Genomic DNA, 25,475 nt, shown 5'->3' with positions numbered 1-25,475 from the left:
TTATGGTTAAAAAAGCTGTCATCTTGGTGTCGGGTGGTTTAGATTCAACAACGTGCCTTGCCATTGCGCGCTCCCAAAAATTTGAATGCTATACCCTTTGTTTTGACTATGGTCAAAGGCATCGCAGCGAACTAAGAGCAGCTGCAGCTGTCTCGAGCCTCTTAGGTGCAAGAGCACATAAAGTATTCAGGTTATCCCTCGATGATTTTGGAGGGTCGGCTTTAACGGATGCTTCCTTAGCGGTACCCGATTATACCGGGTCGACTGAAATACCGATTACCTACGTGCCGGCGCGCAATACTATATTTCTTGCAGTAGCATTGGGCTATGCAGAAATGTTACAAGCACACGATATTTTTATAGGAGTAAGCTCTATTGATTACTCGCATTACCCTGATTGTCGCCCTGAATATATTGCGCAATTTCAAAAATTGGCCAGTCTTGCCACAAAACAAGCTATAGAAGGAACCGGGGTGACTATCCATGCGCCCCTGCTTCTTCTAACTAAAGGGGAAACCATTAGTAAGGGGTTGGCACTAGGAGTGGATTATAAAGGGACAGTGTCGTGTTATCAGGCAAATGAAGAGGGTGAGGCATGTGGCTCATGTGATCCTTGCATGCTACGAAAAAAAGGCTTTGCTGAATTAAATGCTCCAGACCCCACTCGATATGATCTCAGTAAAACAATGGGAACTGTTTTGCCTCTAGATGCGAACGTTATAATTCCAAACAATGTCGCCTTGATGCAATAAAGGATCCTGGATTCCGCTGTGCTGCATCCAGGCTACATTATTGAATAGCTCCAAACAATGTAGCCTTGATGCAATCAAGGATTCTGCTGACGCGTCATCCAGGTTACATCACCTTAAAAATCAAATTCGCCGCGTTTAACGCCTGCAACAAATGCTTGCCATTCTTCTTTATTAAATTGCAAAGGCATCTGGCTAGGGTCTTTAGTATCACGAACGGCAATCATGTCATTTTTATTTGCCACCTCTACGCAGTGAGAGCAACTCGTACACATTGTAGATTTTTTAAAATCTGCATCGTTAAAATTAATTTCCATAGGTATCTCCGTTACTAATAAAAAAAAATTGTTCCGCCTCTAAATGCGAACGTCCATACGGGCTGTAGTTACAAAAACCTCAACCCTCTTTCCTTTTTTTCTTTTTTGGTCGCTTACGTGCTTTAGAAGGTTTTGTTTTCGTAGAGGTTGTTTCGTTATCAACCAGATCAAAATCCATTTGTTTTTGATCTAAATTTACGCGCACTATTTTAACGTTGATAAGGTCACCTAAGCCATAGGTAGTGTTTGTTCGCTTTCCCATTAAACGGCGAGTCACCGGATCAAAATGATAATAATCATTTTTAAGCGCCGTTATATGTACCAACCCTTCAACGTAGATGTCCTTTAATTCTACAAAAATACCAAACCCTGTGACTTCAGAAATAACGCCTTCAAATTCACAACCAATCTTCTCCAGCATGTATTCACATTTTAACCAATCGGTGACACCTCGCGTTGCATCATCTGCACGCCGCTCAGTCATAGAACAGTGGTCAGCAAACAGAAATAGTTCTTCTGGAGAATAAACAAACTGCGTAACTTCCTTCCCTTTTAACGCATGTTTTAATGCCCGGTGGACTAACACATCAGGAAAACGTCGGATAGGAGAGGTAAAATGACAGTAATGATCATAGGCCAAACCAAAATGTCCTTCATTTACAGGGGAATAAATTGCCTGTCTTAATGATCTCAGCAATATGGTTTGGATAATGTGAGCGTCAGGGCGCCCCTGGATGCTCTTTATTAGCGTGGCATAATCTATGGGTTCTGGGTGAGATTTACCCGTTAAACGTAAACCTGCGCCTTGTAAAAATGATCTTAAATTCTCTAGTTTTTCAGGATCAGGTACTTTGTGCACACGATATAATAAAGGGAGTCCATATTCACTCAAAAATTCCGCTGCAGCGACATTCGCTACGAGCATACATTCTTCAATTAAACGGTGAGCTTCATTACGTTTAATCGGAATAATTTTTTCTATCTTTCTATTTTCACCGAATATAATACGTGTTTCTACGGTCTCAAACTCGAGCGCCCCTCGAAGCAAGCGCTGCTGCAACAATTTTTCATAAACATGGTGCAGGTCAGTAACCTGAGGAAGAAATTTGATATTCTGAGTTTGCTCACCCTGGATCATGGCGCTTACCTCAGTGTAAGTGAGCCGAGCCTGGGAACAAATAATACCCTCATAAAATTGATAATTTTCTAATATCCCTTCCTTACTGATATTCATCTCACATACCATGCACAAACGATCTACATTGGGTTTTAATGAACAAATACCGTTAGACAACTCTTCGGGTAACATTGGGATAACACGATTTGGAAAATAAACTGAATTGCCTCGATGAAAAGCTTCACGATCAAGATTAGCATCTACTTTTACATAATGACTGACATCTGCAATGGCGACATAAAGTTTCCACCCAGCCTTAGTCGGCTCACAGAAAACCGCGTCATCAAAATCTTTTGCATCTTCACCATCAATCGTAACAAAGGGCAGCTTTCGCAGATCGTTACGATTATTGGCTTCTTCAGCGGCAACCGTTTCTGGAATAAGCCGAGTTTCATCCATGATTGCATCCGACCATTGAAATGGTAGCTCATAGGACCGGATGGCAACTTCGATTTCGAGCCCGGGAGCCATATGTTCGCCAAGGATTTCAGTTACTTTTCCAGTAGCCTGGCGCTTGAGTGTAGGTTGGGCGATGATCTCTACGACCACCATCTGACCCTCTTTAGCGCCAGCTGCTTCCTCTCGGGGAATCAACACTACTTGCTGGATTTCTTTCTTATCTGGCTCAACAAAACAAACACCCCCTTCTTCGCGAAAATAACCCACCACGCGCAGTGTATTACGTTCCAGAACCTCTACAATGGTTCCCTCTTTTCGACCCCGACTATCAATACTTGAAATTCGAGCCAAAACGATATCATTAGGAAAAACAACCCGCATTTGATAAGAAGATAGATAGAGGTCGCTGCTGGCATCGTCCGGCACTAAAAATCCATAACCATCCTTACGGCCTATAACCAGCCCTCGAATCAATTCTAAATCTTTAACTAAGGCGTATTGACCCCGGCGATTACTAATAATCTGACCGTCTCTTTCCATCGCCCGCAAGCGTCGTCGCAAGGCTTCTATCTGTTCTTCACTTTCAAGCCCAAAAGCTTTTACCAAATGTTTCTTGCTAACTGAACAGCCTTCTTCATCGAGATATTCAATAATAAGCTCTCGGCTGGGGATAGGGTTTTCATATTTCTCCTTCTCCCTCTCCAAGTAAGGATCTTTTTTCAAAAATTTCTTAATCAAAATCACTTTCCTTTAAATACACATTGAGCAAATTTCTATTTACTCAACATTCAATTAACTTATAATGCATTATCACTTAATGGAGATAATTTGAAAATGCAATTTCGTCTAATTCTTGTAACTATTATTTTAGCTGTCCTTATGACAGGTTGCACTTCAAGACAATGCAAAGTTCCTCCAGTGAATCGTTACCAAGTATGTCAAGATATTAGACGCCAGCTAATTTTCTTAAATAGTAATGATCCTACTCTGTATCCTTACCAATATATGGCAGGTAATTGGAGCTCTCCAACCCGCCAGGCGCTGCTTTTAAGAAAGTACCGCGAATTCCAATGCGACGCTGTTCTCGGTGAATGCGTCCCTCGCGCAGTTCATATTCAAGGTATCACACCTCAATCAGACTCCTGTCCTCAACGATAACAAATATTGACAAAAATTTTACAGAATATTAAAGTCAGTCCGCACGGGCCAAGAGGCTGACGCGCATCTGCGCACTGCATACAAGCCGGGGTGGTGGAATTGGTAGACACGCAAGTTTCAGGTATTTGTGAGGGTAACCTCGTGGAGGTTCGAGTCCTCTTCTCGGCACCATTTAAAGGTTAATGTGCATACCGTTCTAAATCGCACATGGCATCCGCATTATCAGTTATACGACAATTTACCCCGCAATAGACTCTTCCATTGTGATCAGACACGCATACATCCGTAGGCGTCATCGCACACCGCACGGTAACTGCTGTCGCGATACAATTATAACCACAAGCAATTTCCCCTAAGTCATTACTGCGACAGACCTGATCAGGAGTGGGAGCACAGCGCACATTATTGAAAGAATTGACACAATTAAAGCCGCAAGCTTGCCCGCTTACAGTTTCAATACATTTAGGCCGAGGACTAGGGCCTACCTCTATCAACGATTGCAATCCATGCTCCGGCTCTGGCTTCGCAAAATCCCCAGTAGGGACCATCACCTCTCCCGGATATATCGGTGTGCGTGATGCCTGAGAATTATTACTCGAGGCGACACCTGGAGCCACTACTGAAGAATAACCAGGGCTTGCCACTACCGCTGATCCTGCATTCGGGACCACCGGCGCTATATTGGGATTAGTCGTGACAACGGGGCGGGTATAAGGCTGAACATACGAAGAAGGCAATTGATCTTGGATGTCGGGATGATTCGGCGTTGGTTCATTCACTATTAGGCCACTTTGATTCGTTAGCCCATAACTATAGCCTGTATTATACGCACTGTTATAAAGGGCTCTATCTACCCTACAAATTTGAGCATAATCTTCCTTGCGCGCCAGTCCTTTTCGAGCATCACTGACCCCTGTAGAGTAAGCTGCTTGACGATTACAATAAGCTCTCAAATCGTCATCTAAATGGGTGCCATAATCGCTACTGTACTGCGCATGGAGGGGAGAAAAAAAGATAATACCCAACAGCGAGATAAGTTGTACATGGCCCCATTTCATAACTGCCCCTCCATGGTGCAGATCTAATCAAAGGGGTGGCGTAATGTAATGGTTTGATTACGATCTGGACCGGTAGAAATAATGTCAATTGGTATTTCTAGCAACTCCTCAATTCTTCTAATATACGCCACTGCGTTAGCTGGCAATGAGTCCATGTCGGTTACACCAAACGTTGAGCTCTGCCAACCTGGTAACTCCTCATAAATGGGAGAACACTTATCTAAAATTCTAGCATCCATCGGTAGAATATCCACCCGGGCTCCATTGGACTGGTAATGGGTACAGAGTTTAATGGTTGCTAAACTATCCAATACATCCAACTTGGTAAGACAAAAGCCGGAAATACTATTAATTTGGACTGATCTACGTAATGCAACTATATCGAGCCAGCCACACCGCCTAGGACGTCCAGTGACACTACCAAATTCTTTGCCGCGCTCTGCAATCTGTGAGCCCACTTCATCGAACAATTCAGTGGGGAAAGGACCCGACCCCACTCGTGTGGTATAAGCCTTCGTAATTCCCAATACATAATCCAAGAATAAAGGCCCAAAGCCGCTTCCCGTAGCGACCGCTCCCGCAGTAGTATTCGATGAAGTCACAAAGGGATAAGTACCTTGATCAATATCAAGCAGACTGCCCTGAGCACCTTCAAACATAATATTGGCATCATTAGAGCGGAGCTTCATTAATTCATGGGTCACATCAACCATAAGTGGTATTAACCCTTTTGACGCTTCAAACATTTCCTCTAGGACGATTTTATAATCGATAGGGTCTTGCCCATAATAATTCGTTAACAGGAAGTTATGGTATTCCGCAATTTCACGCAACTTGGTGGCAAAATGCTCTCGATCTAGTAGGTCAGACATGCGAAGACTTCGCCGCGCCACCTTATCTTCATAGGCAGGGCCAATGCCTCTTCCTGTAGTGCCAATGGCTTCTTTGCCGAGATTCTTTTCCCTCGCTTTATCGAGCGCTACATGATAGGGCAACAATAAGGTACAGCCTTCACTAATGCGAAGTCGGTTGGTAACCGGAATACCTTTTAACTCTAATTCTTTGATTTCCTCTTGTAAGGCTGACAAAGATAAAACTACGCCATTACCAATAAAGCATTGAACATCTTTGCGCAAAATCCCTGAAGGAATTAACCGTAAGATTGTTTTTTCACCATTGATCACCAATGTGTGACCTGCATTATGACCTCCTTGGAATCGCACAACGCTTGCTGCACGATCGGTCAGTAAGTCAACGACCTTACCTTTGCCCTCATCACCCCATTGGGTGCCAAGAACTACGACATTTTTACCCATTATTTATTCCTAATATATTGATCTGACACCGTCAATCAAGCAGCAGTCATTTCAACTGCCTGATGAAGCGATCAAAGTCTTTCTTTGGCATCCGGACAGTAAGCTTCCAGCCATCCTCCAGCGCTTGCTCATCAATCACTCTTTGCGATGCATATAGCTCTGCTCGCAGTTTACCCTGCATTTGGTTCAACCGTAATATTTGAGTAATAATATCCTGACCGAGCATCTCTGTTAATGCCTCATGCAATAAATTCATCCCCTCTCCAGTTAAAGCAGACACCCAGACAATACGTGGTACTTTAAGTTCATCTCTATCGAGATGCGCGTTCATGTTGAGAAGGTCAATCTTATTGAATACCAATAACTGAGGGATATCAGTGGCATTAATGTCTTTCAATACCGAATTAACTTCAGCAATGAGGTCTTCTCGATTGGAATGATTGGCATCCACTACGTGCAAAAGAAGATCAGCCTGCTGAGTTTCTTCCAAAGTAGCGCGAAAAGCGTCTACCAGATCATGCGGTAAATGACGTATAAATCCCACCGTATCAGTTAAAATTATCTTGCCTACAGAAGGCAATTGTATGCTACGTAACGTGGGATCGAGGGTCGCAAATAACTGGTCTGCGGTATAAATTTCAGAGGAGGTCAACGTATTAAACAGGCTCGATTTACCCGCATTGGTGTAACCCACGATAGACACTGTAGGAATTTCAGCTTTAGTACGTGCTCGACGACTTTGCCCCCGCTGCAATCTTACTTTCTCTAGCCGCTTCGTTATATTTTTGATTCTGTCGCGGATTAGACGTCGATCTGTTTCTAATTGGGTTTCCCCCGGCCCACGCAAGCCAATCCCCCCTTTCTGACGTTCCAAATGAGTCCATCCGCGTATCAGTCGAGTGGATAAATGTTGCAGCTGCGCTAACTCAACTTGCAATTTACCTTCAAACGTTCGTGCCCGTTGCGCAAAAATATCCAAAATCAAACTGGTACGATCCAGTACGCGGCACTTAAATAAGGCTTCAAGATTTCTTTCTTGCGAAGGAGTGAGGGTATGATTAAAAAGTACAATTTCAGCTTGATGCTCTTCCACCATCAACCTAATTTCATCCGCTTTACCACTACCAACAAAATACTTAGCTTCAGGAGTTTGGCGCGAGCCTGTGATTATCCCAACAGATTCCGCGCCTGCAGAGGAGACTAATTCTTGAAATTCTTCAAGATCTTCTTGATTGATGCCTTGAAGATTAAGATGTACTAAGATGGCCCGCTCTCCACCTTCAGGTCTTTCAAATAGACTATTCTTTGTCGTTTTCTTCAGCTGCGGTTACCTCAACATCAAACCCTTCAAGTACAATCTTACGCATGGGTACAATAGTGGATATAGCGTGTTTATAAACTATTTGGCTAAAGCTATTTTTTAAATATACTACAAACTGATCGTAGGCTTCAATTTTACCTTGCAGCTTAATGCCATTGACTAAATAAACGGAAATGGGCACTTGTTCGCGACGTAATGCTTCTAAAAATGGTTCCTGAAGCGACTGCCCTTTTGTTGTCATCATGACTCTCCTTGTTATTTTTGTTTATTACTGTTTTGCTTAAAAGGTGTAACAAAAATGAGAAATATACCTCAAAACTTGGACACTTGGTATCAATTTCAAGAGCTAATTGCTCATAGATGCCGAAATAAATGCTGGAGAAGATTCTGATATGCATTATTATCCATGCTATCTATCCAATGCATTGTTCCCCAGTGTCGCAACCACGTAAGTTGTCTTTTCGCTAGTTGACGCGTTGCTGCGATACCCATTTCATACAGTTGCGCATGAGTAATCTTGCCAGCTAAATATTGCCAAGCTTGTCTATACCCTACTGAGCGTATTGAGGGTAAGTCTATATGGATATTATCGCAATGGTAAAGTTGCTGCACTTCCTCCAAAAAGCCTTCTTGCATCATTTTATGAAAACGCTGCTCAATATTCTCATGTAACATTGTGCGATCATGAGGGGCGATTGCAATATTAATATAGTCACAAGGCAGATCTGAATGACCGGCTGTCTCCCATAAGGAAGAAAGGGATTTATTGGTTATTTCATGTACTTCAAGGGCTCTTTGAATACGTTGTGGATCATTTGGATTGATACGCGTTGCCGCTAATGGATCAACCTTTGCTAAACGCTGATGCATTTCAGCCCAACCGACTGCCATAGCTTCTTCCATCAAGCGTGCTCTTATCCCCTCATCGGCGGGGGGAAGGGGTGACAAGCCTTGCTGCAAGGCCTTAAAGTAAAGCATGGTGCCACCCACAAGAATAGGGGTTTTCCCTTGAAGATGAATCGAGCGAATTGCTTCGACTGCATCTTGTGCAAATTTAGCTGCTGAATAGGGATGCCAAGGATCAGCAATATCTATTAGATGATGTTTAACTTGTAAACGTTGCTCCGGAGTCGGCTTTGCTGTCCCGATATCCATCGTTTTATACACCATCGCTGAATCCACGCTGATGATTTCACAAGGTATTTCTTCTGCCAAGCGTAAGGAAAAATCGGTTTTGCCAGAAGCGGTAGGCCCCATTAAACAGATCACTCTAAAACGCATATTCCTCCAACTCTTCCCCTTTCGGAGATAGTAACTCAAATTTTGAAATGTCTTAGCTGCTATAATCCGTATAGACGATAGGGAGTACAAAATGTATCAACTTGGGCTATTTATTTTCATCTTCTTCTATGCCGCGTCTCTTCACGCAGAACCCACTAAAATAATTATCTATCAAGCCTATACCCAAGAGAGTGCCTTAAACTCCCACCTCTTTGTCGCGCAAAGGTACGCTGGAAGTTGTTGGACACGTTCATTAGCTAATCCTGGTCGTAGCGATGCTTGGCGCTGTCAGGCAAGTAACGTGATCTTAGACCCCTGCTTCCAAGATGGCAATAGTTTGGCATGTGTAACTACGCCTTGGTCGCACAAAGCTACAATCCTTGATCTAGATGCACCTCTTCATCGTAAAACAGCTCTTAAGATTGATGCTAAAACTGCTCAGCCTTGGGCGGTCGAATTGGCAAATGGGCTTCATTGCACCTTTTTAACAGGGGCAAGTGTGATCATTAATAACATGCGGCTAAATTATACTTGTGATAGGTATCGATATAGTATTTTAGGACAAATTGATAGATCGCATACCCCCTGGACAGTCCACTTATATGATTTTCATTATAAAATTATTACTAAAATCCCCGTCACCACGATTTGGTTCTAATATCCATGTTAGCCAACTGCTTTCTTTGTTGCATTTGCCAATAGCCCCAAACCCAAAAAATACCCAAAAATTTGAACAAGGTCATGACAGCAAATTCCATCCACGTTAACCGTCCAATGAGTCCTAAAAAAATAATCGTATCGATTGGGCAACTGCAAACTGAAGAGAGTAATAATCGCTGGGAGAGGGGTTTCTGAGTCCAAGTGAATATTGCCCAGTCTATAAGCTCCCCCGCAAAAAATGCTGAAATGCTAGCGAAAGCGACGGTATTCTCTGCAAAAAAATAACTCAGCAACCCACCCACTAACATTGCAATTAGCACATAGGATTTTATCTCTCTTTGAGAAAAATCACGAAATATATAGGTTGAGCCCACTAAAACATCTGCAGGGGAAAATCGCTGCCCTAAAATATTGACCAACGGAAGATGGCTAAATAGAGAGTTTACAAAGATGATTAGGAAAATATAGGTTGCCGTAGCTTTATATTTATAAACAGTTTTTATCATAGGATTTGCTAAGAAGTTGGATAAAATTAACATCTAATTGATAGGGAAGCATTTTAGCACGCGTCAACCTGGCGAGAAAGGTCAAGTGATGCAGAAATGTTCTCAATCATTTGCCGCGTAAAAAAAACTTGTCTAAATCGGATAAGGTGAATTGTTGCCAGGTAGGCCGACCGTGATTACAAACGCCATTATTAGGGGTATTTTCTAGATCTCGTAGTAGGCCATTCATTTCATGTACCGTTAAAAGGGTGTTGGCTCTGACAGCGGCTCGGCATGCAATAGTCGCTAAGATTTCATTTTGGTAATGATGTACCCGATCACTTCGGTCCATTTCTATTTCATCGGATAAAATATCTTTAACCATCCTTCCGACATCTTTTGATTGCAGCAAGGCCGGCACTTGTCGCAGCACAACTGTCTCATTACTCAAACGTGCTAATTCAAACCCCAAATCAGCAAATAATGCGTGTTTGTCTTCCACATAATCAGCTTCTTTTTTATTGACTTGAATTGTTATAGGAACGAGAAGGCGTTGTGTAACAATTTCGTTTGCTTGATATTGGAGCTTTAATTTTTCGTAGAGAACGCGTTCATGCGCAGCATGCATATCCACTAAAATCATGCCGGCTTCGTTTTCTGCAACGATATAAATTCCGAGTAATTGACCTAACGCAAAGCCAAGAGAGATAAGTGGTTGAGACACTACTGCGGCAAAAGGCTCTATTTTGGTTACCTGTTTTTCTGCGCTCTGCACAATAGGATACACTGCAACATCTTCCTTCATTTCAAGAGGTGTTTGCTGAGGCAAAGGCTTAACAAAATAGTGTGTTTTTTGCACAATCTGCTGGGGAGTGATCTGTTGTAAACTTTCTTTTAAGGTGCTGGTAATAAAATCATGTACTAAACGACTATCACGAAAACGCACTTCATGCTTGGTAGGATGCACATTTACGTCGACTAAATCAGGCGGTAAATTAAAAAATAAAATATATCCGGGACAGCGATTGCCATATAGCACATCTTGATAGGCGAGGCGAACGGCATGGTTAATTAATTTGTCTCTTACAATACGACCATTAACATAAAAGTACTGCATATCAGGTTGACTACGAGAAAATTGTGGTAAAGAAATCCAGCCTGAAATAGCCAAATCAAAAGTACTCGCTTCTATCGCGATGGATTGTGATACAAATTCCTGCCCACAAATTAAGCCAATGCGTTTTTCTTTCTCATCTCGTGTAAGGGCTTCTGGAACATTGAATAGAATTTTTTGTTGATGTTTAACTTGGAAATTAATATTAAATCGACTAAATAAAAGACGTCTTAACACTTCTTCAATTTGTAATAATTCAGTTCGTTCGGTACGCAGAAATTTGCGCCTTGCTGGAGTGTTGAAAAATAAATCTTGCACTTCAATTGTAGTGCCTATAGGGTGAGGACACGGTACCATTTTGTATTCACCAATTCGCCCCTCCATTGCAATTTCCCAGCCTGTTTCTTGTGCATTAGTTTTAGAGGCGAGACGTACCCTGGCGACGGAACTAATACTCGCCAATGCTTCTCCTCTAAAACCCAAACTGTTTACATTTTCTAAATCTTGCATACAGACGATTTTACTTGTGGCATGACGACTAAATGCTAAAGGCAAATCTTCTTTGGTAATACCGCGTCCATTGTCTGTTACGACAATCCCTTTAATGCCACCCCCTTCTAAATCAATTTTGATTTGAGTAGCCCCTGCATCAATGCTATTTTCGAGCAATTCTTTTAATACCGAAGCAGGCCTTTCTACCACTTCACCTGCCGCAATTTGATTGGCTAAAAGAGGATCTAAAATTTGAATTCGCATAATTATTTTCTATTTCGACCTTTTGCAAACCAGCTAGAACTGGCGGAGTTAGTAAGGAAGTATTGTTTTATACCCTCTTTTATGGCAAGCGCTGTTTGATGCTGATAAGCAGGGTCTCTCAGCTTCTCTTCTTCTTCAGGATTAGATAAAAAACCAGTTTCGACTAACACCGAAGGAATATCAGGAGATTTTAATACCACAAAGGCGGCTTGTTCGACTCTAGGATGGTGTAGGCGGGAAAACTTGCCCAAATGGCCGAGGAGGTTATTCCCAATATGCAAACTAGATTCAATCGTATGTGTTTGCGAGAGGTCAATCAGGACTGAGCGAAGAATTGCGTCTTTGTCTGCTAATTCAGCGCTGAGGCCCTCCAATTCAGATTCATTTTCTTTTTCTGCCAGCCATTTAGCTGCTTCACTTGTGGCGCCTCGCTGCGATAAAGCATAAACCGATGCACCAGAGGCATGGCTATGGTTATAAGCATCTGCATGAATGGCAATGAATATATCGGCATGATTTTTTCGCGCTAATGATAATCTCTTACGCAAAGGAATATAACAATCAGTAGAGCGAGTCAGCACGGCGCAAAAGCCAGGCTCATCATTTAGCATTGCCTGCAGCGCTTTAGAAATTTTTAATACCACCTCTTTTTCGACAGTACCATGCGGACCCGCAGCTCCGGGATCCTTTCCACCGTGACCCGGATCTATAACCACCACTATATTTTTTGATTTAGGAAGGTGACTTAATTCTATTGTTGGTTCTGGGTGTTCAATTAATTTCCTCGATAATTTTGTCGGCGTATTTTCTGCTATCGGTTTCTCAACCGATTCTTCAAGCGAATCGATAATGTCATTTTTTGCAAGCGCCGCTAAATGCGTTTCAGTAGATTTTAGAGTAACTTCTGTAGCACTCGCTCCCCCGGGGGATAACGTAATCGATAATTCACTCGTGGGGACAGAATAAGCAGTCATATAATGAATTTTCTGTTTGAGATCAAAAACGAGACGTAAATATTCATGTTCATGATCACTGCATCTAACTGATTTGATAAACGCATTATCGATAGAGGATAATTTTGTTTTTAATAAAACATTCTCAAAATCAATCACTAATCGATCAGGCTTCTCTAATAATAAACAATGATATTTAATTTCATTATCAAACTGGAATTTGAGGGATAGTTGTTGCTCACCTTTTTCAAGACTAAAATGACGTAATGGCGTTTCATCGGCAAAAGCAGAGCTAAAGCCGGTTATTAAAAAAGCAAAAAAAAGTAATTTGGAGATAATCTTTCCTTGCACGTTATTCTCACTTATTTATTTGCTTTCCACGTCGTACCGCGGTGTAGCCCTTCAACTTCATCGCGGGACGACGTAAAGGGACAGTCCAGTCGCTGGGGCCGCGCAATGCCCTAGCATACTGAACAATTAAACAGGAATCTACTACAGAATACGCTTTATTAAAGGGGTATAAAATGCTTTAAAAGGGGGAATTATCAGTTCGTAATTAAGTTAGTAAAATCAGCAAGGATTTTCTTACCTACCATCGATTCGGCTAAAAAATGCAATAGACGTCCGCCCTCTGTAATATCTAGAACACAAGTTATGTCCGGCGCAGGTATGCTATCCTGTCCTAATTCCGGCCACTCGATTAGGCAAATAGCGCTTCTATGAAAATATTCTCGGATACCGATCAAGTCTAGTTCTTCAGGATCCTGAATACGGTAAAAATCAAAATGTGAAACCACCCCCTTATCGATACTATAGGTTTCAACCAAGGTATAAGTGGGGCTTTTGACCCTACCTTGATAGCCCAGCCCAGATAAAAAACCGCGAGAGAAAGTCGTTTTTCCCGCGCCTAATTCTCCCTGCAAATAAATAACAAGGGGCGCCTGACAAAGTTTAGCTAACACGCCCGCGAGGGACATCAATTGTGTTTCATTCGGAATTAACATTTAGCGATAGTAATCTAACGTCTCAACGCTTCGCAAGCGCTGGAGTCTAACGATTAGGCACCAGGTCTATTTAGTCAAGAAGAGGTGTTAGCAGAATTAGAATTATTCGGTGTTATTAATTAAGCCTCGAAGTTTATCAATGACATCTGAAGCAACCATGCCTCGTTCGCCTTCTTTTGCAACCTCATCCCCCGCCAAGGCATGACACAAGACGCCAAGTTTGCTGGCCTCCACGCAGGAAATATTCTGCGCCATCAAACCACCTATGATTCCACTTAATGCATCTCCCATACCACCGCTGGCCATACCCGGGTTACCAAAAGGGCAAATAAAGGTTATATCTTCGTTTCCCCTAACTAAGGTGCCAGCGCCTTTTAATACCCACGTGCCTCCTAACTTAGCCAGCTTAGTGACAGAGACAAAACGATCACTTTGAATAATTTTCGTATCCAGGCCCAATAGACGTCCCGCTTCTCCAGGATGAGGCGTAAGCACCCAATCTCGTTGGCAGTGGGGGTTCTTACCTAAAAGATTTAGGCCATCAGCATCAATAATTTTAGGCAAGCGAGAAGTTAAAGCAGCATTGAACATCATTTTTGCCCACTCGTCTGTACCCAGGCCTGGGCCAAGAATGATAACAGTAGCTTTAGCGAGCAAGGCCAGCAGGGCTTCTTCACTTGATACCGCATGACACATGATTTCGGGGTAATGAGCACAAACAATAGCTTCGTGGCCCGCTAAAGTGGCCACACTAACGAGGCCCGCGCCCACACGTAGCGCAGCTTCAGCGGCGAGTCGAGCTGCCCCAGCCATACCTATATTGCCCCCCATCACTAAGACATGCCCACAATCACCTTTGTGAGCATTTTTTGGACGCGGAGGTAAATGATACTTAATTGACTCAGGGAGCAAAAATTCATTGGAAGGCGCAACGTTGTGAAAAAGTGCAGCAGGGAGGTCTAAACTTGCAAGGGCCACTTTACCGCAATAATCAAGAGCAGCACCGGTAAAAAGCCCCTGCTTATAGCCTATGAAGGTAATTGTTGCCTCCGCTTTAATAGCAAGGGTAACACCGGAAGCAGACTGCCAAATATTGCCACTATCCGCATTTATCCCCGTAGGCACGTCTAAAGCTAATATGGGCAAATGAGACCGATTTAACACAGAGACGGCTTGTGCATAGGACCCCTCAAGCGCTTTTTTGAGCCCAATACCCAAAATCGCGTCCACAATTACGTCTGCCGCTATAGTCTCATTTTCATCAAATTTTTGAATATTAATTCCGTGGGCCTGACAGTATTCCAGCGCAATTTTCGCAGTAGCAGAGAGTTTTTCAACGTCCCCTAAAATTCTCACTTTTACTAGGCGGCCACTTTCTCGGGCCGCCTCTGCCAAAATAAAACCATCGCCGCCATTATTTCCAGAACCACACACCACGAGCACTGTTTTTGCCATCGGCCACAGGGTTGTTAAATAATTAAAAGCAGCCCGGCCCGCAGAAAGCATCAGATTAAATTCAGAAATGTGATAATCTTCTACTGCTTTTTTTTCAAGCGTTCTTATTTGATTAACACTATATACTCGGGCTTCCATTATGTACTTTTCCTGTGATAGTCATGACTAATTCTACTATAGATCTTTTAGAACTAGCAGCTGACATTAAAAGATGGGGTAGAGAACTCGGCTTTCAGCAAGTCGGTATAACAGATACTCATCTCGAGGAAGCAGAATCCTATTTAAACAAATGGCTAGCAAATAACTATCATGGCGAGATGACTTACATGCATAAACATGGGTCTAAACGATCACGACCCGCTGAACTCGTACCCAATACTCTGCGTATTATTTCACTGCGAATGGATTATCTACCCTCCAATACGCGCATGGTGCATGTCCTCGGCAATAAGAATAAGGCCTATATCTCACGCTATGCTTTGGGAAGAGACTATCACAAAGTTATAAAAAAAAGACTGCTGACCCTTGCCAACAAAATTAATGACAAAGTAGATTGTCTTCATTATCGCGCTTTTGTGGATAGCGCTCCTGTTCTTGAAAAAGCCATTGCAGAAAAAGCAGGTTTAGGATGGCTAGGAAAAAACACCTTAATTATAAATAAACAGGCGGGATCATGGTTTTTTTTAGGGGAAATTTTTGTCAACATCCCCCTTCCTATTGATACTCCTGCTACACCACATTGTGGCTCCTGTTCAGCTTGCATTGATATTTGCCCTACTCAGGCCATCGTAGGTCCGTACCAGTTAGATGCCCGACGTTGCATTTCCTATCTAACCATAGAGTTAAAAACCGCCATTCCGAAGGAATTTCGTTCTTTGATTGGCAATCGCATCTTTGGTTGTGATGATTGCCAAATTATTTGCCCGTGGAATAAATTTGCCAAAATCACCCGAGAAGCTGAGTTTCATGCTCGCACCCAGCTTAACGATGCCGATCTAGTTGCATTATTCTCATGGAGTGAAGAAGAGTTTAATCGCTTTACGGAAGGTTCAGCTATCAGGCGTGCAGGGTATCAAGGTTGGCGCAGGAACATTGCGGTAGCTTTAGGCAATGCGCCTACCTCACCCGCAGTGGTCAATGCCTTAAAGGAAAGATTCGAAGACAATTCTGATATGGTGAAGGAGCATATTCTATGGGCATTACAGCAACATGAAGAGGATAATGTGTAACATACCTTCAAACTGATCTCAGATTAGAGCGTTGCCTCAATATTCATTGGCAAAATCATCATCATAATCCCTTGTAAATGAAGTTTTCGTTGCACAGCAAAAGCAGTTTCATTATGTAGTCTACGGATTAACCAATTATCTGTTTCGAAGACTAAATTGCTGGCGAAGAAAATACAGTTGGGATTTTCATGGTAAAGTTTTTCGGCAATCTGAGTTAATTTTTCGACAGGGTCGGTTCCATAATCAATAATGGCATAAGCAGCAGTATTATGATTATGCGAAAACTTCACAAAGTGATCTAAAATCTTTTTAACACGTCGTTGCAAAACGCCAAAATGCTGATGAGCCCCATAACTTTGCACATCTATAAGACCCACAGAGACAAAAATAAAATTTTTAAAATAACTGGGGAACAGACGATGAATCCAAAGCAGGGCGTGCATCCCCACCCCGATACTCTTACCAATGAAAAGCACAGCAGTTGGGGCCTTAGGATCAAATTCCGGGATTTCTTCCGGCCCTTTAGTAATGAGTTTTGGCACTAACAGCTTATCGGCTTGCTTAAATTTTTTATTCACTTTTCCATAGTACTGCCGTGTTCTCCAGCAAACAAACACTACAAATCCTGTGATCATAAGTGCGACCAACCCCCCTTCATTGAACCGCGTAATTACCAACATGATTAAGATCGAGGTACAGATTATTGCAGCAATACTGGCCAATAATAAACGGTACCAATTGGATAATTTTTCTTTACGTTGTTGCCACCAGTGACGACAAAGACCAATCAATGAAACTGAAAAAGCGATAAAAACATTGACACTATAAAGTACCAGGATGTACCCCACATGACCGCGTGTGGCGAGCAGAATAAATAAAGCTGAAACACCAAACATTAATACGCCATTTTGAGTGACCAATCGACTCGATAAATTGCGAAAACGTCGTGGCACCCAATTATCAATCGCCATATTTGCTAACACAGCAGGGCCGCCCAAAAATCCTGTATTAGCACTTACAAACAACAAACCAGCTTCTGACAATAAGGTAACTAATAATATGGTATCGGTAAAATCACCCGAACCTAGTAGCGCCTTAAAGGCAACAGCATTGAGCGTCATACCGGGTATAGGTTTGACTTGCCACAATAGATAAAGAAACAAAATGCCACCGGCAGTGATGCTCAAGGAGACTGCCATATAGAACATAGTCCATTTACCCGTTGTAACCCGAGGTTCCGCCAGGGTATGCACATTATTAGAAACCGCTTCTAACCCTGTATAGGTCGCTCCTCCTAATGAATAGGCGCGTATAAAAAGCGCCATTAGGAAAATCAAACCATTCTGCAGCCATATTTGTTGAACTTCATGATTGGCGCTCTGATACAAGCTGGGTAATAAAGAACTTTGCTTGGTTAAACCGAAAATGATTAAGGCAATATGGGTAATGACAAAGCCAATAAAAATGGGCATAAGAATTTTGATGGATTCTTTCATGCCCCTCAAATTAAGCACGATGAGCACAACTATCAATCCGCAATCAACAATGAGTTTATAAAATTGCATACTATAGGGTAGTAAGCTAAAGGCAGCTGCAACACCGCTCGCGATGGAAATCACAATTGTTAAAATATAATCGACTATTAAGGCAGATCCTGCGATGAGGCCCGGGAAGACGCCCAATAATTTCGTAGCGACTTTATATCCTCCGCCTCCACTTGGAAAGAGTTCTACAACTTGGTTGTAAGCAAAGGAGATAATAAAAACTGAAATAGCGATCGCAAAAGCTAAGTAAAAAGCGAGATAGGTGTGCCCACCTAGGCTTAAAAATGCCTGCTCAGGACCATAACACGCAGAAGAGAGCCCATCGGCACCCAACCCTATCCAAGCCAAAAAGGCACTCAACGCAATCTTGTTACGGGTCTTTTGATCTAGGGGATTATGAGGTTTACCAATAAGTAAACGGTATATTTTTTTAAACATTTTTCTCAAGATCCGTTTGGTGATGCCTAATTCTACCATTCTATTTTTTCGACGTCATTGCACTCTTAATTCATCCACTTATAATGGCGAGTCTTATAAACTCGAGGCCAAGCGAAATCCAATGAAGATATATCTCAAGAAAAACGAGGAAAGACGTATAAATGCGGGCCATCTTTGGGTTTACAGCAATGAAATAGATACGACAAGATCACCGCTCAAAAATTTAGCCCCCGGCGAGGTGGTTGAAATTTATTCCGCACGCGAAAAATTTCTAGCCCTGGGGTATGCCAATCCGCATGCACTCATTGCCATCAGAATTTTGACCAAGACGCCCATGGACATTGATGCAGACTTCTTCGTCAATAAGATTGCAGCCGCCTTTTCACTTAGAAAATCCTTTTTTGCTAAGCCGTTCTATCGCTTGGTGTATGGAGAAAGTGATCAACTTCCAGGTTTGATCATAGATCGATATGACCAAATATTTGTGGTTCAAACGAACACTGCAGGCATGGAACGATTAAAAGAGGTGATTATTTCAGCCCTTATTAATTTATTCCAGCCCACTGGAATTCTATTAAAAAATGACAGTTCTATGCGTCAAATTGAAGGACTCGAAAACTATGTGGACGTAGCTTATGGCGAGATTCCCCCAGACATTCTTATTGAAGAGAATCATTGCCAGTTTACTATTCCAATTAGGTCTAGCCAAAAAACCGGTTGGTTCTATGATCATCGTGAAAATCGCTCTCGACTAGCAAAATATGTAGTAGGAAAAAAGGTAGTAGATGCTTTTTGTTATTTAGGAGCCTGGGGAATAGAGGCAGCGCATTATGGTGCAAGTGAAGTACTTTGCATTGATGGCTCGGCGACTGCCATTCAGAAAGTCAAAGAAAATGCCAAAATCAACCATTGTGAGGATCGAGTGGAATGCATAGAAGGTGACCTCTTTGACGTATTCAAAAAACTCGTTCATGAAAAGAAAAAATTTGATGTAGTGATACTCGATCCTCCCGCCTTAATCAAAAGGCGTAAAGATATCGAACAGGGCACCATTGCTTATTTGCGTTTGAACGAACTAGCGATGCAGCTTTTAAACGAAGACGGGGTGTTAGTCTCTTGCTCCTGCTCTCTCCATATGTCGCAATCTGAACTATTAGACATCCTGCGTCGCGCGAGTATTAAAACTCAAAAAAGCACGCAAATTTTAGAAATTGGTTTTCAAGGGTTAGACCATCCGATACATCCTGCAATTCCAGAGACAGCTTATTTAAAAGCCTACTTTTGTTTAGTGCGAGCCTCTCAATGAATTATCGTCATGCATTCCATGCAGGTAACTTTGCTGATGTTTTCAAACACATCTGTCTTATTTTAGTCATTGAATCATTGCTCGCCAAAGAAAAGCCCTTTTGCTATATAGATACTCATGCGGGTATAGGAAAATACGATTTAACGTCAATTCAGGCTAAAAAAACGGGTGAATTTGCAGCTGGCATCGGAACATTAATGGCCATAAAAGGCAAAAAGCCAACTGAGATAAAACATTATTTGCAAATTGTTAAGAGCATGAATAAGGAAAACTCATTAAAATATTATCCTGGGTCTCCACGCATAGTACGCGCATTACTTCGCCCCGAAGACAAAATGATTTTGACGGAATTACACCCTGCTGATTATCAATTATTAAAAGAAGAATTTAAGTACGACCCTCAAGTGGGGGTCCATTTACAAAACGGCTATCAAGGTTTGAAAGCGTTTTTACCACCCACCCCTCGACGCGGCGTAGTGCTAATTGATCCTCCCTACGAGGATAAAAATGAATTCGATGAAATTATAAAATCATTGCAAATGGCGCTTATGCGTTGGCAAGGGATTTATCTAATATGGTATCCCGTTAAAAACCGCATTCAGATTAATCAATTTGAACGTAATTTAAAAAAGTTATCTCTAAAAAATCTGCTGATTTGTGAACTTAATTTATTTCCAGATGACGCACCTTTTGCATTAAATGGTAGTGGTATGGTGATCGTTAATCCACCCTGGAAATTACAAGAAAAACTTAATGAAGTGTTGCCACAGCTATTGAATATATTGGACTCTGAAAATAGAGGCAATTACAGACTAGAAAGTTTTACCTCTAAAATGTAATTATGGACAGCCTGAATGCTGGGTTGCTCATTCTACTATACTGTGAAAAATAAACGTAAAGAGAAATTAAAATGCCCACGTATTCTCCTTTATTGACTGATCAATATCAGTTAGTTATGGCATATAATTATTGGAAACTGGGCCTTGCCGAGCAAGAAGCCATATTCCATCTCTCTTTTCGCATGCTACCCCTGCAAAGCCTCTTTATGGTAGCAGCTGGCTTAGAACGCATTATCGAGTTTTTAAGGGATTTCAAATTTACAGCTTCTGATTTGACTTATTTAGAGGGAGTTGAGAATGGCGATGGCGCCCTGTTTTCAGGGGAGTTTCTAACCTATTTATCAAATTTAACCTTTACCTGTGACCTTGATGGGGTCCCAGAAGGGACTATTGTCTACGCAAAAGAACCTGTGCTTCGAATAAAGGGCCCGATTTTACAATGTCAATTATTGGAAACCCCACTACTCAACTTTATAAACTTTGCCACACTCATCGCCACTAAGGCATCTCAAGTATATCTTGCGGCCCAAGATGACCCTGTTATTGAATTTGGGTTACGCAGAGCTCAAGGACCCGACGGGGGATTAACAGCTAGTCGAAGTGCCTACATAGGAGGTTGCAGTGCTACCTCTAATGTATTAGCGGGTAAATTATATGATATCCCGATAAATGGCACTCAGGCACATAGTTGGATTATGGCTTTTCCAAGCGAATTAGAGGCATTCCAAAAATTCGCCACAATCATGAAAAGTAATACCGTTTTATTAGTAGATACGTATGACACCCTCAATGGCATCAAACATGCTATTGAAACGGCAAAACTGCTAGCTGCTGAGAAGGAAACACTAGCGGCTATTCGTCTTGATTCAGGTGATTTATTAGAACTCAGTCGCAAAGCACGCAACTTACTTGATAACGCTGGCTTAAGTGAAACTAAAATAATTGCTAGCGGCGATTTAGATGAGCATGTTATCCGAACCTTAAAAGAGAATAATGCACCTATTGATTCGTGGGGGGTAGGAACACGATTGGTCACTTCTCATGATCAACCCTCTCTCAATGCCATTTACAAATTAACTGCATTAAAAAACATATCAGGGGAATGGGATTATAAAATCAAATTATCGAATGATCCTCAAAAGTCTACCATACCTGGAATACTACAAACGCGGCGCTTGTTTGAACATGGATTGCCCGTGGAGGACATAATCTATGATATAGAACTCGGAGAAGAACTTTTCAAAACCAAAAAACCGCACGAAAGTCAGGATTTGTTGCAAACAATTTTTCAAAAAGGTGTCTTAACCTATACTCTCCCCAACATACATCAGATTCGCTCCCAGACATTAGAGCAAGTAAAGATCCACTCCTCTTTTGCCTTAAAACCTTACCCAGTTTCCCTTGGACAAAATTTACAACTGACCATCGAAAAGTTGCTTGAAAAAATCAAAAAGATGAATGCTTAAAAAAATGTTCCCGATAATAGCGAAGTTCAGCAATCGAATCGTAAATATCTTGTAATGCTAAATGGGTCGATTCTTTCGTGAAATTATTTAATATTGAGGGTGCCCAATGCTGAGCAAGAATTTTGATACTACTCACATCCAAATTACGGTAATGAAAAAACACGGCTAGTTTAGGCATTAATTTATAAATAAAGCGTCGGTCCTGACAAATACTATTACCGCACATAGGCGATTTACCCGCCATCACATACTGTGATAAAAATTCTAAGGTTTTCTCTTCCGCCTGCCGCTCAGTGATGGGACTTTGTCGGACTCTGTCAACTAGACCTGATTTATTATGTTGATGGGTATTCCAATCATCCATGTTCTTTAATAGATCTTCAGCTTGATGAATAGCCAAAACGGGGCCTTCAGCGATGACATTAAGTTGAGGATCAGTCACCACTGTCGCAATTTCAATTATACGATCGTGCTCCGGATCTAGGCCAGTCATCTCTAAATCTAACCAAATTAAACTATCTGGCCTTGGAATCATGATTTTTCCCTAAATTAAAACCGTTAATTGAAGCATAGATCCTAAGTACTGACAATTAAATTAGGGCGATACCTTTTCAACCTAGACCGAATAAATTACTATGACCTATCCAATCAGCATGGAGTGCCTCGAATGTTCATAGTTTTAGCGATCATTGCCTACCTACTCGGTTCAATATCATCCGCTGTGTTGATTTGCAAGTTTATGGGATTACCAGACCCTCGCACTGAAGGTTCTCGCAATCCAGGCGCTACCAATGTACTTCGTCTTGGCGGCAAGCAAGCCGCATTAATTGTCTTAATCGCAGATGCCTTAAAAGGGTTCATTCCCGTTATCTTAGGGCGGATGGTCGGCGTATCTCCTTTTGCTTTAGCGCTTATTGCGCTTATTGCCCTGCTAGGCCATATTTATCCTGTATTTTTTAAATTTGAAGGCGGGAAAGGAGTCGCGACTGCAATTGGTGCCGTTTTTGGCTTAAGTTTTTTTGCCGGTCTATTTGCCGTATTAACGTGGGTAGCTGTTATTTATTTCACCCGATATTCTTCCCTAGCCGCCCTAATCACTGCGGTATTACTGCCCTTTTATGCGCTAATTTTTGGGCATGCGGCTTACTTCTTTCCAGTGCTGATTATGACTTCACTGCTTATCTGGCGCCATTGGGAAAACATTGAACGACTTCGAAACGGCACGGAAACCAAAGTTGTATTTTAACAGTTCGATGTAGCACTGGGGCTTTCTGACTCACGCTTTTTGAGGTGGATCGCTGGATCCCGCGATCAAGTCGCGGGACGACGTGGAAGGTAGTTAAGAAACTATCAAGTCCCCTTTAAATCTTCTAAAGACCACCTTGCTCTGACATTAATTCTAGATGAAGGGTCTTGCTCTCCTCTTAATAATCGTTGGCAACCTAAATACGCTACCATTGCGCCGTTATCCGTGCAATAGATAGGGCGAGGATAGAAAACCTCCGCACCGAGTGATTGACCCATTTCCCTCAACCGACGACGCAGTAATTCATTTGCTCCTACGCCTCCTGCAACCACTAAACGTTTAAGTTGGGTTTGCTCTAACGCCTTCTTCGCTTTACTCACCAATGTATCAACCGCCGCTTCTTGGAAAGCGTAAGCAATATCTGCGAACAAACGAGAATCCTTATCGTGACTCCTTATTACAGTGGCTACGTGTGTTTTTAATCCACTGTAACTGAAATCTAGGCCGGGACGATCAATCATAGGACGCGGGAAAGTAAATCGCGGCACTCCCTCCTTTGCTAATCGAGATAAAGCAGCTCCACCTGGATAGGGCAAATTTAATAGCTTTGCTGTTTTATCAAACGCTTCCCCTACTGCATCATCTAGCGTTTCTCCAAGAACAGTGTATTCGCCAAGTCCTTTCACGCTAACAAGAGAGGTATGGCCTCCAGAAACTAATAACCCAATAAATGGAAACGATGGAGGATGGTCTTCGAGCATGGCCGCTAATAAATGTGCCTCCATATGATGGACGCCGAGTGCGGGAATATTTAACGAGAAGCTTAAACTTTTAGCAAAACAAGCCCCGACCATCAGTGCTCCTACAAGACCCGGGCCTGCTGTATAAGCAATTGCATCAATCTCATTAATAGACAGCTTTGCTTCTTTCAACGCCTCCTCAGTCAATAAGGGCAATTTTTTAATGTGATCGCGGGAGGCTAATTCAGGAACCACGCCACCAAATTGTGCATGGAGTTGAATTTGGCTATATAATTTATCGCTGAGTAATTTTTTATCAGCATCATAAATGGCTACCCCCGTTTCATCACAGGAGGTTTCTATTCCAAGAACTTTCATATACTTTCTCTTCTAAACCAAAAGTTCGCACAACCGATTCCCAGAGCTTTTCTAGCCGAGTACAATCAGGGAACCCGGATTCCGCTGCGCTGCATCCAGGCTACTTTACTTAGATTAAGACAGCAACCTAACCCCACCCTCATCGCTGCCTGGGTGTATCTCCCCCGGCATAATATGAATATTCCCTTTACAGAGTGGCCTATTCCTTTTAAGATACCCTCCTTTGTCACTTATGCAAATAAGGTGACCTAGAAATTAAATATTAATTTTTAGAGTACCACATAAGTGTTTTTTAACTTATATATTAAGTCCGGGGTGATTTTTTAATGCCTTACGTCAACGTAAAAGAATGTGATTCTTTTGATGTTGCGCTACGACGCTTCAAACGAGCATGTGAAAAAGCTGGAATTCCAACTAAATTACGGCAAATGGAGTTTTACGAAAAGCCAACTTCAAAACGTAAACGCAAACGTGCCGCTGCAGTTAAGCGCTTCCAGAAAAAACTAGCAAAAGAAAGAGAGTTGTATCAACGCAATGCAAGACGCGTAAAACAAAAAGAAGTTAGAAGAGAATATAGTAGAGAAGAGCAAGTATAAAGATGCTTAGGGAGAAAATAACAGAGGATATGAAGAATGCCATGCGTGCCAAAGAACAACGGCGCCTTGGGGTTATTCGCTTGTTACTTGCAGCCATAAAGCAGCGTGAGGTTGATGAACGCATTACACTTGACGAGCCACAAATATTAAATGTGATCGACAAGATGATAAAACAACGGCGGGATTCCCTCTCTCAATTTCAGAATGCTGGTCGGCAAGATTTAGCCGACCAGGAATCTTATGAATTGACGGTGCTCGAAGCTTACCTACCTGAACAATTAAGCTCCACAGAGCTAGAAAAGCTTGTCCACAATGCACTCACAGAATCAGGTGCTACTTCAATGAAAGACATGGGCAAGGTCATGACTATCCTAAAACCCCAAATTCAAGGCCGAGCAGATGTGGCCGAAGTCAGCAAAAAAATTAAAGATGCATTAGCGTCCCTCTAAAGTAGCCGTTTATCCATATCTTAATTAGTTCAACCAGTGGT

At 42.1% G+C, this 25,475-nt stretch carries 25 protein-coding genes and 1 tRNA gene; 11 read left to right on the top strand and 15 right to left on the bottom strand.

All coding sequences use genetic code 11. From position 1 onward, the window contains the following. Positions 1-2: 2 nt before the first annotated feature. On the top strand, positions 3-752 hold the full coding sequence (gene queC / locus H0U71_01980) for a 7-cyano-7-deazaguanine synthase QueC (protein MBA2653818.1): 750 nt from the start codon (positions 3-5) through the stop codon (positions 750-752). Positions 753-865: 113 nt separating this feature from the next. On the opposite strand, the gene H0U71_01975 is transcribed toward queC, so the two are convergent. After that, complete coding sequence (locus H0U71_01975; GenBank protein MBA2653817.1) at positions 866-1,066, bottom strand: DUF397 domain-containing protein; 201 nt, start codon at positions 1,064-1,066, stop codon at positions 866-868. Positions 1,067-1,145: 79 nt separating this feature from the next. Further along, positions 1,146-3,380: a ribonuclease R gene (gene rnr / locus H0U71_01970; protein MBA2653816.1), complete on the bottom strand. Its 2,235-nt coding sequence runs from the start codon at positions 3,378-3,380 to the stop codon at positions 1,146-1,148. A gap of 96 nt (positions 3,381-3,476) precedes the next feature. Here rnr and H0U71_01965 point away from each other — a divergent pair, with 96 nt between their 5' ends. Both H0U71_01965 and H0U71_01960 read left to right on the top strand, forming a co-directional pair. Further along, positions 3,477-3,800 carry a hypothetical protein gene (locus tag H0U71_01965; GenBank protein MBA2653815.1) on the top strand — a complete coding sequence of 108 codons (324 nt, stop codon included), beginning with the start codon at positions 3,477-3,479 and terminating at the stop codon, positions 3,798-3,800. Positions 3,801-3,884: 84 nt separating this feature from the next. Then, positions 3,885-3,971, top strand: a tRNA-Leu gene (locus tag H0U71_01960). Positions 3,972-3,979: 8 nt separating this feature from the next. On the opposite strand, the gene H0U71_01955 is transcribed toward H0U71_01960, so the two are convergent. From H0U71_01955 to miaA, 5 genes are all read right to left on the bottom strand, one after another. Next, positions 3,980-4,858 (bottom strand): hypothetical protein, encoded by an 879-nt coding sequence (locus H0U71_01955; GenBank protein MBA2653814.1) that lies wholly within the window; start codon positions 4,856-4,858, stop codon positions 3,980-3,982. Between the two features lie 23 nt (positions 4,859-4,881). Beyond that, positions 4,882-6,174 (bottom strand): adenylosuccinate synthase, encoded by a 1,293-nt coding sequence (locus H0U71_01950; protein MBA2653813.1) that lies wholly within the window; start codon positions 6,172-6,174, stop codon positions 4,882-4,884. Between the two features lie 46 nt (positions 6,175-6,220). Beyond that, the gene (hflX, locus tag H0U71_01945) at positions 6,221-7,495 is read right to left on the bottom strand and encodes a GTPase HflX (GenBank protein ID MBA2653812.1); all 1,275 of its coding nucleotides are present in this window, start codon (positions 7,493-7,495) and stop codon (positions 6,221-6,223) included. After that, positions 7,473-7,736, bottom strand: coding sequence for an RNA chaperone Hfq (hfq, locus tag H0U71_01940; protein MBA2653811.1), 264 nt, complete (start codon positions 7,734-7,736; stop codon positions 7,473-7,475). Before hfq ends, hflX begins: the two co-directional genes overlap by 23 nt. A 113-nt stretch (positions 7,737-7,849) precedes the next feature. Next, entirely contained in the window at positions 7,850-8,776 is a 927-nt protein-coding gene (gene miaA, locus H0U71_01935) for a tRNA (adenosine(37)-N6)-dimethylallyltransferase MiaA (protein MBA2653810.1), read from the bottom strand. 91 nt (positions 8,777-8,867) lie between these two features. On the opposite strand from miaA, the gene H0U71_01930 reads away from it, so the two are divergent. Beyond that, the gene (locus H0U71_01930) at positions 8,868-9,434 is read left to right on the top strand and encodes a hypothetical protein (GenBank protein MBA2653809.1); all 567 of its coding nucleotides are present in this window, start codon (positions 8,868-8,870) and stop codon (positions 9,432-9,434) included. Here H0U71_01930 and H0U71_01925 read toward each other — a convergent pair. The 5 genes from H0U71_01925 to H0U71_01905 form a co-directional block, all read right to left on the bottom strand. Next, a complete protein-coding gene (locus H0U71_01925; GenBank protein MBA2653808.1) occupies positions 9,415-9,942 on the bottom strand; it encodes a VUT family protein in 528 nt (175 codons plus the stop codon). The two genes, H0U71_01930 and H0U71_01925, sit on opposite strands and share 20 nt — an antisense overlap. A gap of 106 nt (positions 9,943-10,048) precedes the next feature. Further along, positions 10,049-11,791, bottom strand: coding sequence for a DNA mismatch repair endonuclease MutL (gene mutL, locus H0U71_01920; protein MBA2653807.1), 1,743 nt, complete (start codon positions 11,789-11,791; stop codon positions 10,049-10,051). A gap of 2 nt (positions 11,792-11,793) precedes the next feature. Then, a complete protein-coding gene (locus H0U71_01915) occupies positions 11,794-13,095 on the bottom strand; it encodes an N-acetylmuramoyl-L-alanine amidase (GenBank protein ID MBA2653806.1) in 1,302 nt (433 codons plus the stop codon). 194 nt (positions 13,096-13,289) lie between these two features. Next, positions 13,290-13,748 (bottom strand): tRNA (adenosine(37)-N6)-threonylcarbamoyltransferase complex ATPase subunit type 1 TsaE, encoded by a 459-nt coding sequence (gene tsaE, locus H0U71_01910; protein ID MBA2653805.1) that lies wholly within the window; start codon positions 13,746-13,748, stop codon positions 13,290-13,292. 102 nt (positions 13,749-13,850) lie between these two features. Next, the gene (locus H0U71_01905) at positions 13,851-15,341 is read right to left on the bottom strand and encodes an NAD(P)H-hydrate dehydratase (protein ID MBA2653804.1); all 1,491 of its coding nucleotides are present in this window, start codon (positions 15,339-15,341) and stop codon (positions 13,851-13,853) included. Between the two features lie 23 nt (positions 15,342-15,364). Between H0U71_01905 and queG the strand changes: the two genes are divergently transcribed. Continuing rightward, on the top strand, positions 15,365-16,432 hold the full coding sequence (queG, locus tag H0U71_01900) for a tRNA epoxyqueuosine(34) reductase QueG (protein ID MBA2653803.1): 1,068 nt from the start codon (positions 15,365-15,367) through the stop codon (positions 16,430-16,432). Positions 16,433-16,455: 23 nt separating this feature from the next. On the opposite strand, the gene H0U71_01895 is transcribed toward queG, so the two are convergent. Beyond that, positions 16,456-18,414, bottom strand: a complete 1,959-nt coding sequence (locus H0U71_01895) for an APC family permease (protein MBA2653802.1) — start codon at positions 18,412-18,414, stop codon at positions 16,456-16,458. 121 nt (positions 18,415-18,535) lie between these two features. Between H0U71_01895 and H0U71_01890 the strand changes: the two genes are divergently transcribed. From H0U71_01890 to H0U71_01880, 3 genes are all read left to right on the top strand, one after another. Next, complete coding sequence (locus H0U71_01890) at positions 18,536-19,720, top strand: class I SAM-dependent rRNA methyltransferase (protein ID MBA2653801.1); 1,185 nt, start codon at positions 18,536-18,538, stop codon at positions 19,718-19,720. After that, positions 19,717-20,559 carry a 23S rRNA (adenine(2030)-N(6))-methyltransferase RlmJ gene (locus H0U71_01885; GenBank protein MBA2653800.1) on the top strand — a complete coding sequence of 281 codons (843 nt, stop codon included), beginning with the start codon at positions 19,717-19,719 and terminating at the stop codon, positions 20,557-20,559. The genes H0U71_01890 and H0U71_01885 overlap by 4 nt, the downstream gene beginning before the upstream one ends. Before the next feature lie 71 nt (positions 20,560-20,630). Further along, entirely contained in the window at positions 20,631-22,025 is a 1,395-nt protein-coding gene (locus H0U71_01880; protein MBA2653799.1) for a nicotinate phosphoribosyltransferase, read from the top strand. Here H0U71_01880 and orn read toward each other — a convergent pair. Further along, positions 22,006-22,560, bottom strand: a complete 555-nt coding sequence (orn, locus tag H0U71_01875; GenBank protein ID MBA2653798.1) for an oligoribonuclease — start codon at positions 22,558-22,560, stop codon at positions 22,006-22,008. The two genes, H0U71_01880 and orn, sit on opposite strands and share 20 nt — an antisense overlap. 123 nt (positions 22,561-22,683) lie before the next feature. On the opposite strand from orn, the gene plsY reads away from it, so the two are divergent. After that, complete coding sequence (gene plsY, locus H0U71_01870; GenBank protein MBA2653797.1) at positions 22,684-23,271, top strand: glycerol-3-phosphate 1-O-acyltransferase PlsY; 588 nt, start codon at positions 22,684-22,686, stop codon at positions 23,269-23,271. A gap of 104 nt (positions 23,272-23,375) precedes the next feature. On the opposite strand, the gene tsaD is transcribed toward plsY, so the two are convergent. Beyond that, complete coding sequence (gene tsaD, locus H0U71_01865) at positions 23,376-24,389, bottom strand: tRNA (adenosine(37)-N6)-threonylcarbamoyltransferase complex transferase subunit TsaD (protein MBA2653796.1); 1,014 nt, start codon at positions 24,387-24,389, stop codon at positions 23,376-23,378. Between the two features lie 326 nt (positions 24,390-24,715). Here tsaD and rpsU point away from each other — a divergent pair, with 326 nt between their 5' ends. Continuing rightward, positions 24,716-24,985 carry a 30S ribosomal protein S21 gene (gene rpsU, locus H0U71_01860; protein ID MBA2653795.1) on the top strand — a complete coding sequence of 90 codons (270 nt, stop codon included), beginning with the start codon at positions 24,716-24,718 and terminating at the stop codon, positions 24,983-24,985. A 2-nt stretch (positions 24,986-24,987) separates the two neighbouring features. After that, complete coding sequence (locus H0U71_01855; protein ID MBA2653794.1) at positions 24,988-25,434, top strand: GatB/YqeY domain-containing protein; 447 nt, start codon at positions 24,988-24,990, stop codon at positions 25,432-25,434. Positions 25,435-25,475: the final 41 nt, after the last annotated feature.

The organism is Gammaproteobacteria bacterium (genome assembly GCA_013697705.1).
Lineage (GTDB): Bacteria > Pseudomonadota > Gammaproteobacteria > UBA6002 > UBA6002 > UBA6002.
This window is presented reverse-complemented; position numbering and strand designations above follow the sequence as displayed.

Bases quoted from the DNA above. Each gene is read 5' to 3' on its own strand.
- queC (MBA2653818.1), top strand. From the start codon at position 3: ATGGTTAAAAAAGCTGTCATCTTGGTGTCGGGTGGTTTAGATTCAACA.
- mutL (MBA2653807.1), bottom strand. From the start codon at position 11,791: ATGCGAATTCAAATTTTAGATCCTCTTTTAGCCAATCAAATTGCGGCA.
- H0U71_01895 (MBA2653802.1), bottom strand. From the start codon at position 18,414: ATGTTTAAAAAAATATACCGTTTACTTATTGGTAAACCTCATAATCCC.
- H0U71_01890 (MBA2653801.1), top strand. From the start codon at position 18,536: ATGAAGATATATCTCAAGAAAAACGAGGAAAGACGTATAAATGCGGGC.
- H0U71_01855 (MBA2653794.1), top strand. From the start codon at position 24,988: ATGCTTAGGGAGAAAATAACAGAGGATATGAAGAATGCCATGCGTGCC.
- H0U71_01885 (MBA2653800.1), top strand. From the start codon at position 19,717: ATGAATTATCGTCATGCATTCCATGCAGGTAACTTTGCTGATGTTTTC.
- H0U71_01975 (MBA2653817.1), bottom strand. From the start codon at position 1,066: ATGGAAATTAATTTTAACGATGCAGATTTTAAAAAATCTACAATGTGT.
- H0U71_01905 (MBA2653804.1), bottom strand. From the start codon at position 15,341: ATGGAAGCCCGAGTATATAGTGTTAATCAAATAAGAACGCTTGAAAAA.
- hfq (MBA2653811.1), bottom strand. From the start codon at position 7,736: ATGACAACAAAAGGGCAGTCGCTTCAGGAACCATTTTTAGAAGCATTA.
- tsaD (MBA2653796.1), bottom strand. From the start codon at position 24,389: ATGAAAGTTCTTGGAATAGAAACCTCCTGTGATGAAACGGGGGTAGCC.
- miaA (MBA2653810.1), bottom strand. From the start codon at position 8,776: ATGCGTTTTAGAGTGATCTGTTTAATGGGGCCTACCGCTTCTGGCAAA.
- H0U71_01955 (MBA2653814.1), bottom strand. From the start codon at position 4,858: ATGAAATGGGGCCATGTACAACTTATCTCGCTGTTGGGTATTATCTTT.
- H0U71_01880 (MBA2653799.1), top strand. From the start codon at position 20,631: ATGCCCACGTATTCTCCTTTATTGACTGATCAATATCAGTTAGTTATG.
- rpsU (MBA2653795.1), top strand. From the start codon at position 24,716: ATGCCTTACGTCAACGTAAAAGAATGTGATTCTTTTGATGTTGCGCTA.
- queG (MBA2653803.1), top strand. From the start codon at position 15,365: ATGACTAATTCTACTATAGATCTTTTAGAACTAGCAGCTGACATTAAA.
- H0U71_01930 (MBA2653809.1), top strand. From the start codon at position 8,868: ATGTATCAACTTGGGCTATTTATTTTCATCTTCTTCTATGCCGCGTCT.
- H0U71_01950 (MBA2653813.1), bottom strand. From the start codon at position 6,174: ATGGGTAAAAATGTCGTAGTTCTTGGCACCCAATGGGGTGATGAGGGC.
- orn (MBA2653798.1), bottom strand. From the start codon at position 22,560: ATGATTCCAAGGCCAGATAGTTTAATTTGGTTAGATTTAGAGATGACT.
- tsaE (MBA2653805.1), bottom strand. From the start codon at position 13,748: ATGTTAATTCCGAATGAAACACAATTGATGTCCCTCGCGGGCGTGTTA.
- H0U71_01965 (MBA2653815.1), top strand. From the start codon at position 3,477: ATGCAATTTCGTCTAATTCTTGTAACTATTATTTTAGCTGTCCTTATG.
- H0U71_01925 (MBA2653808.1), bottom strand. From the start codon at position 9,942: ATGATAAAAACTGTTTATAAATATAAAGCTACGGCAACCTATATTTTC.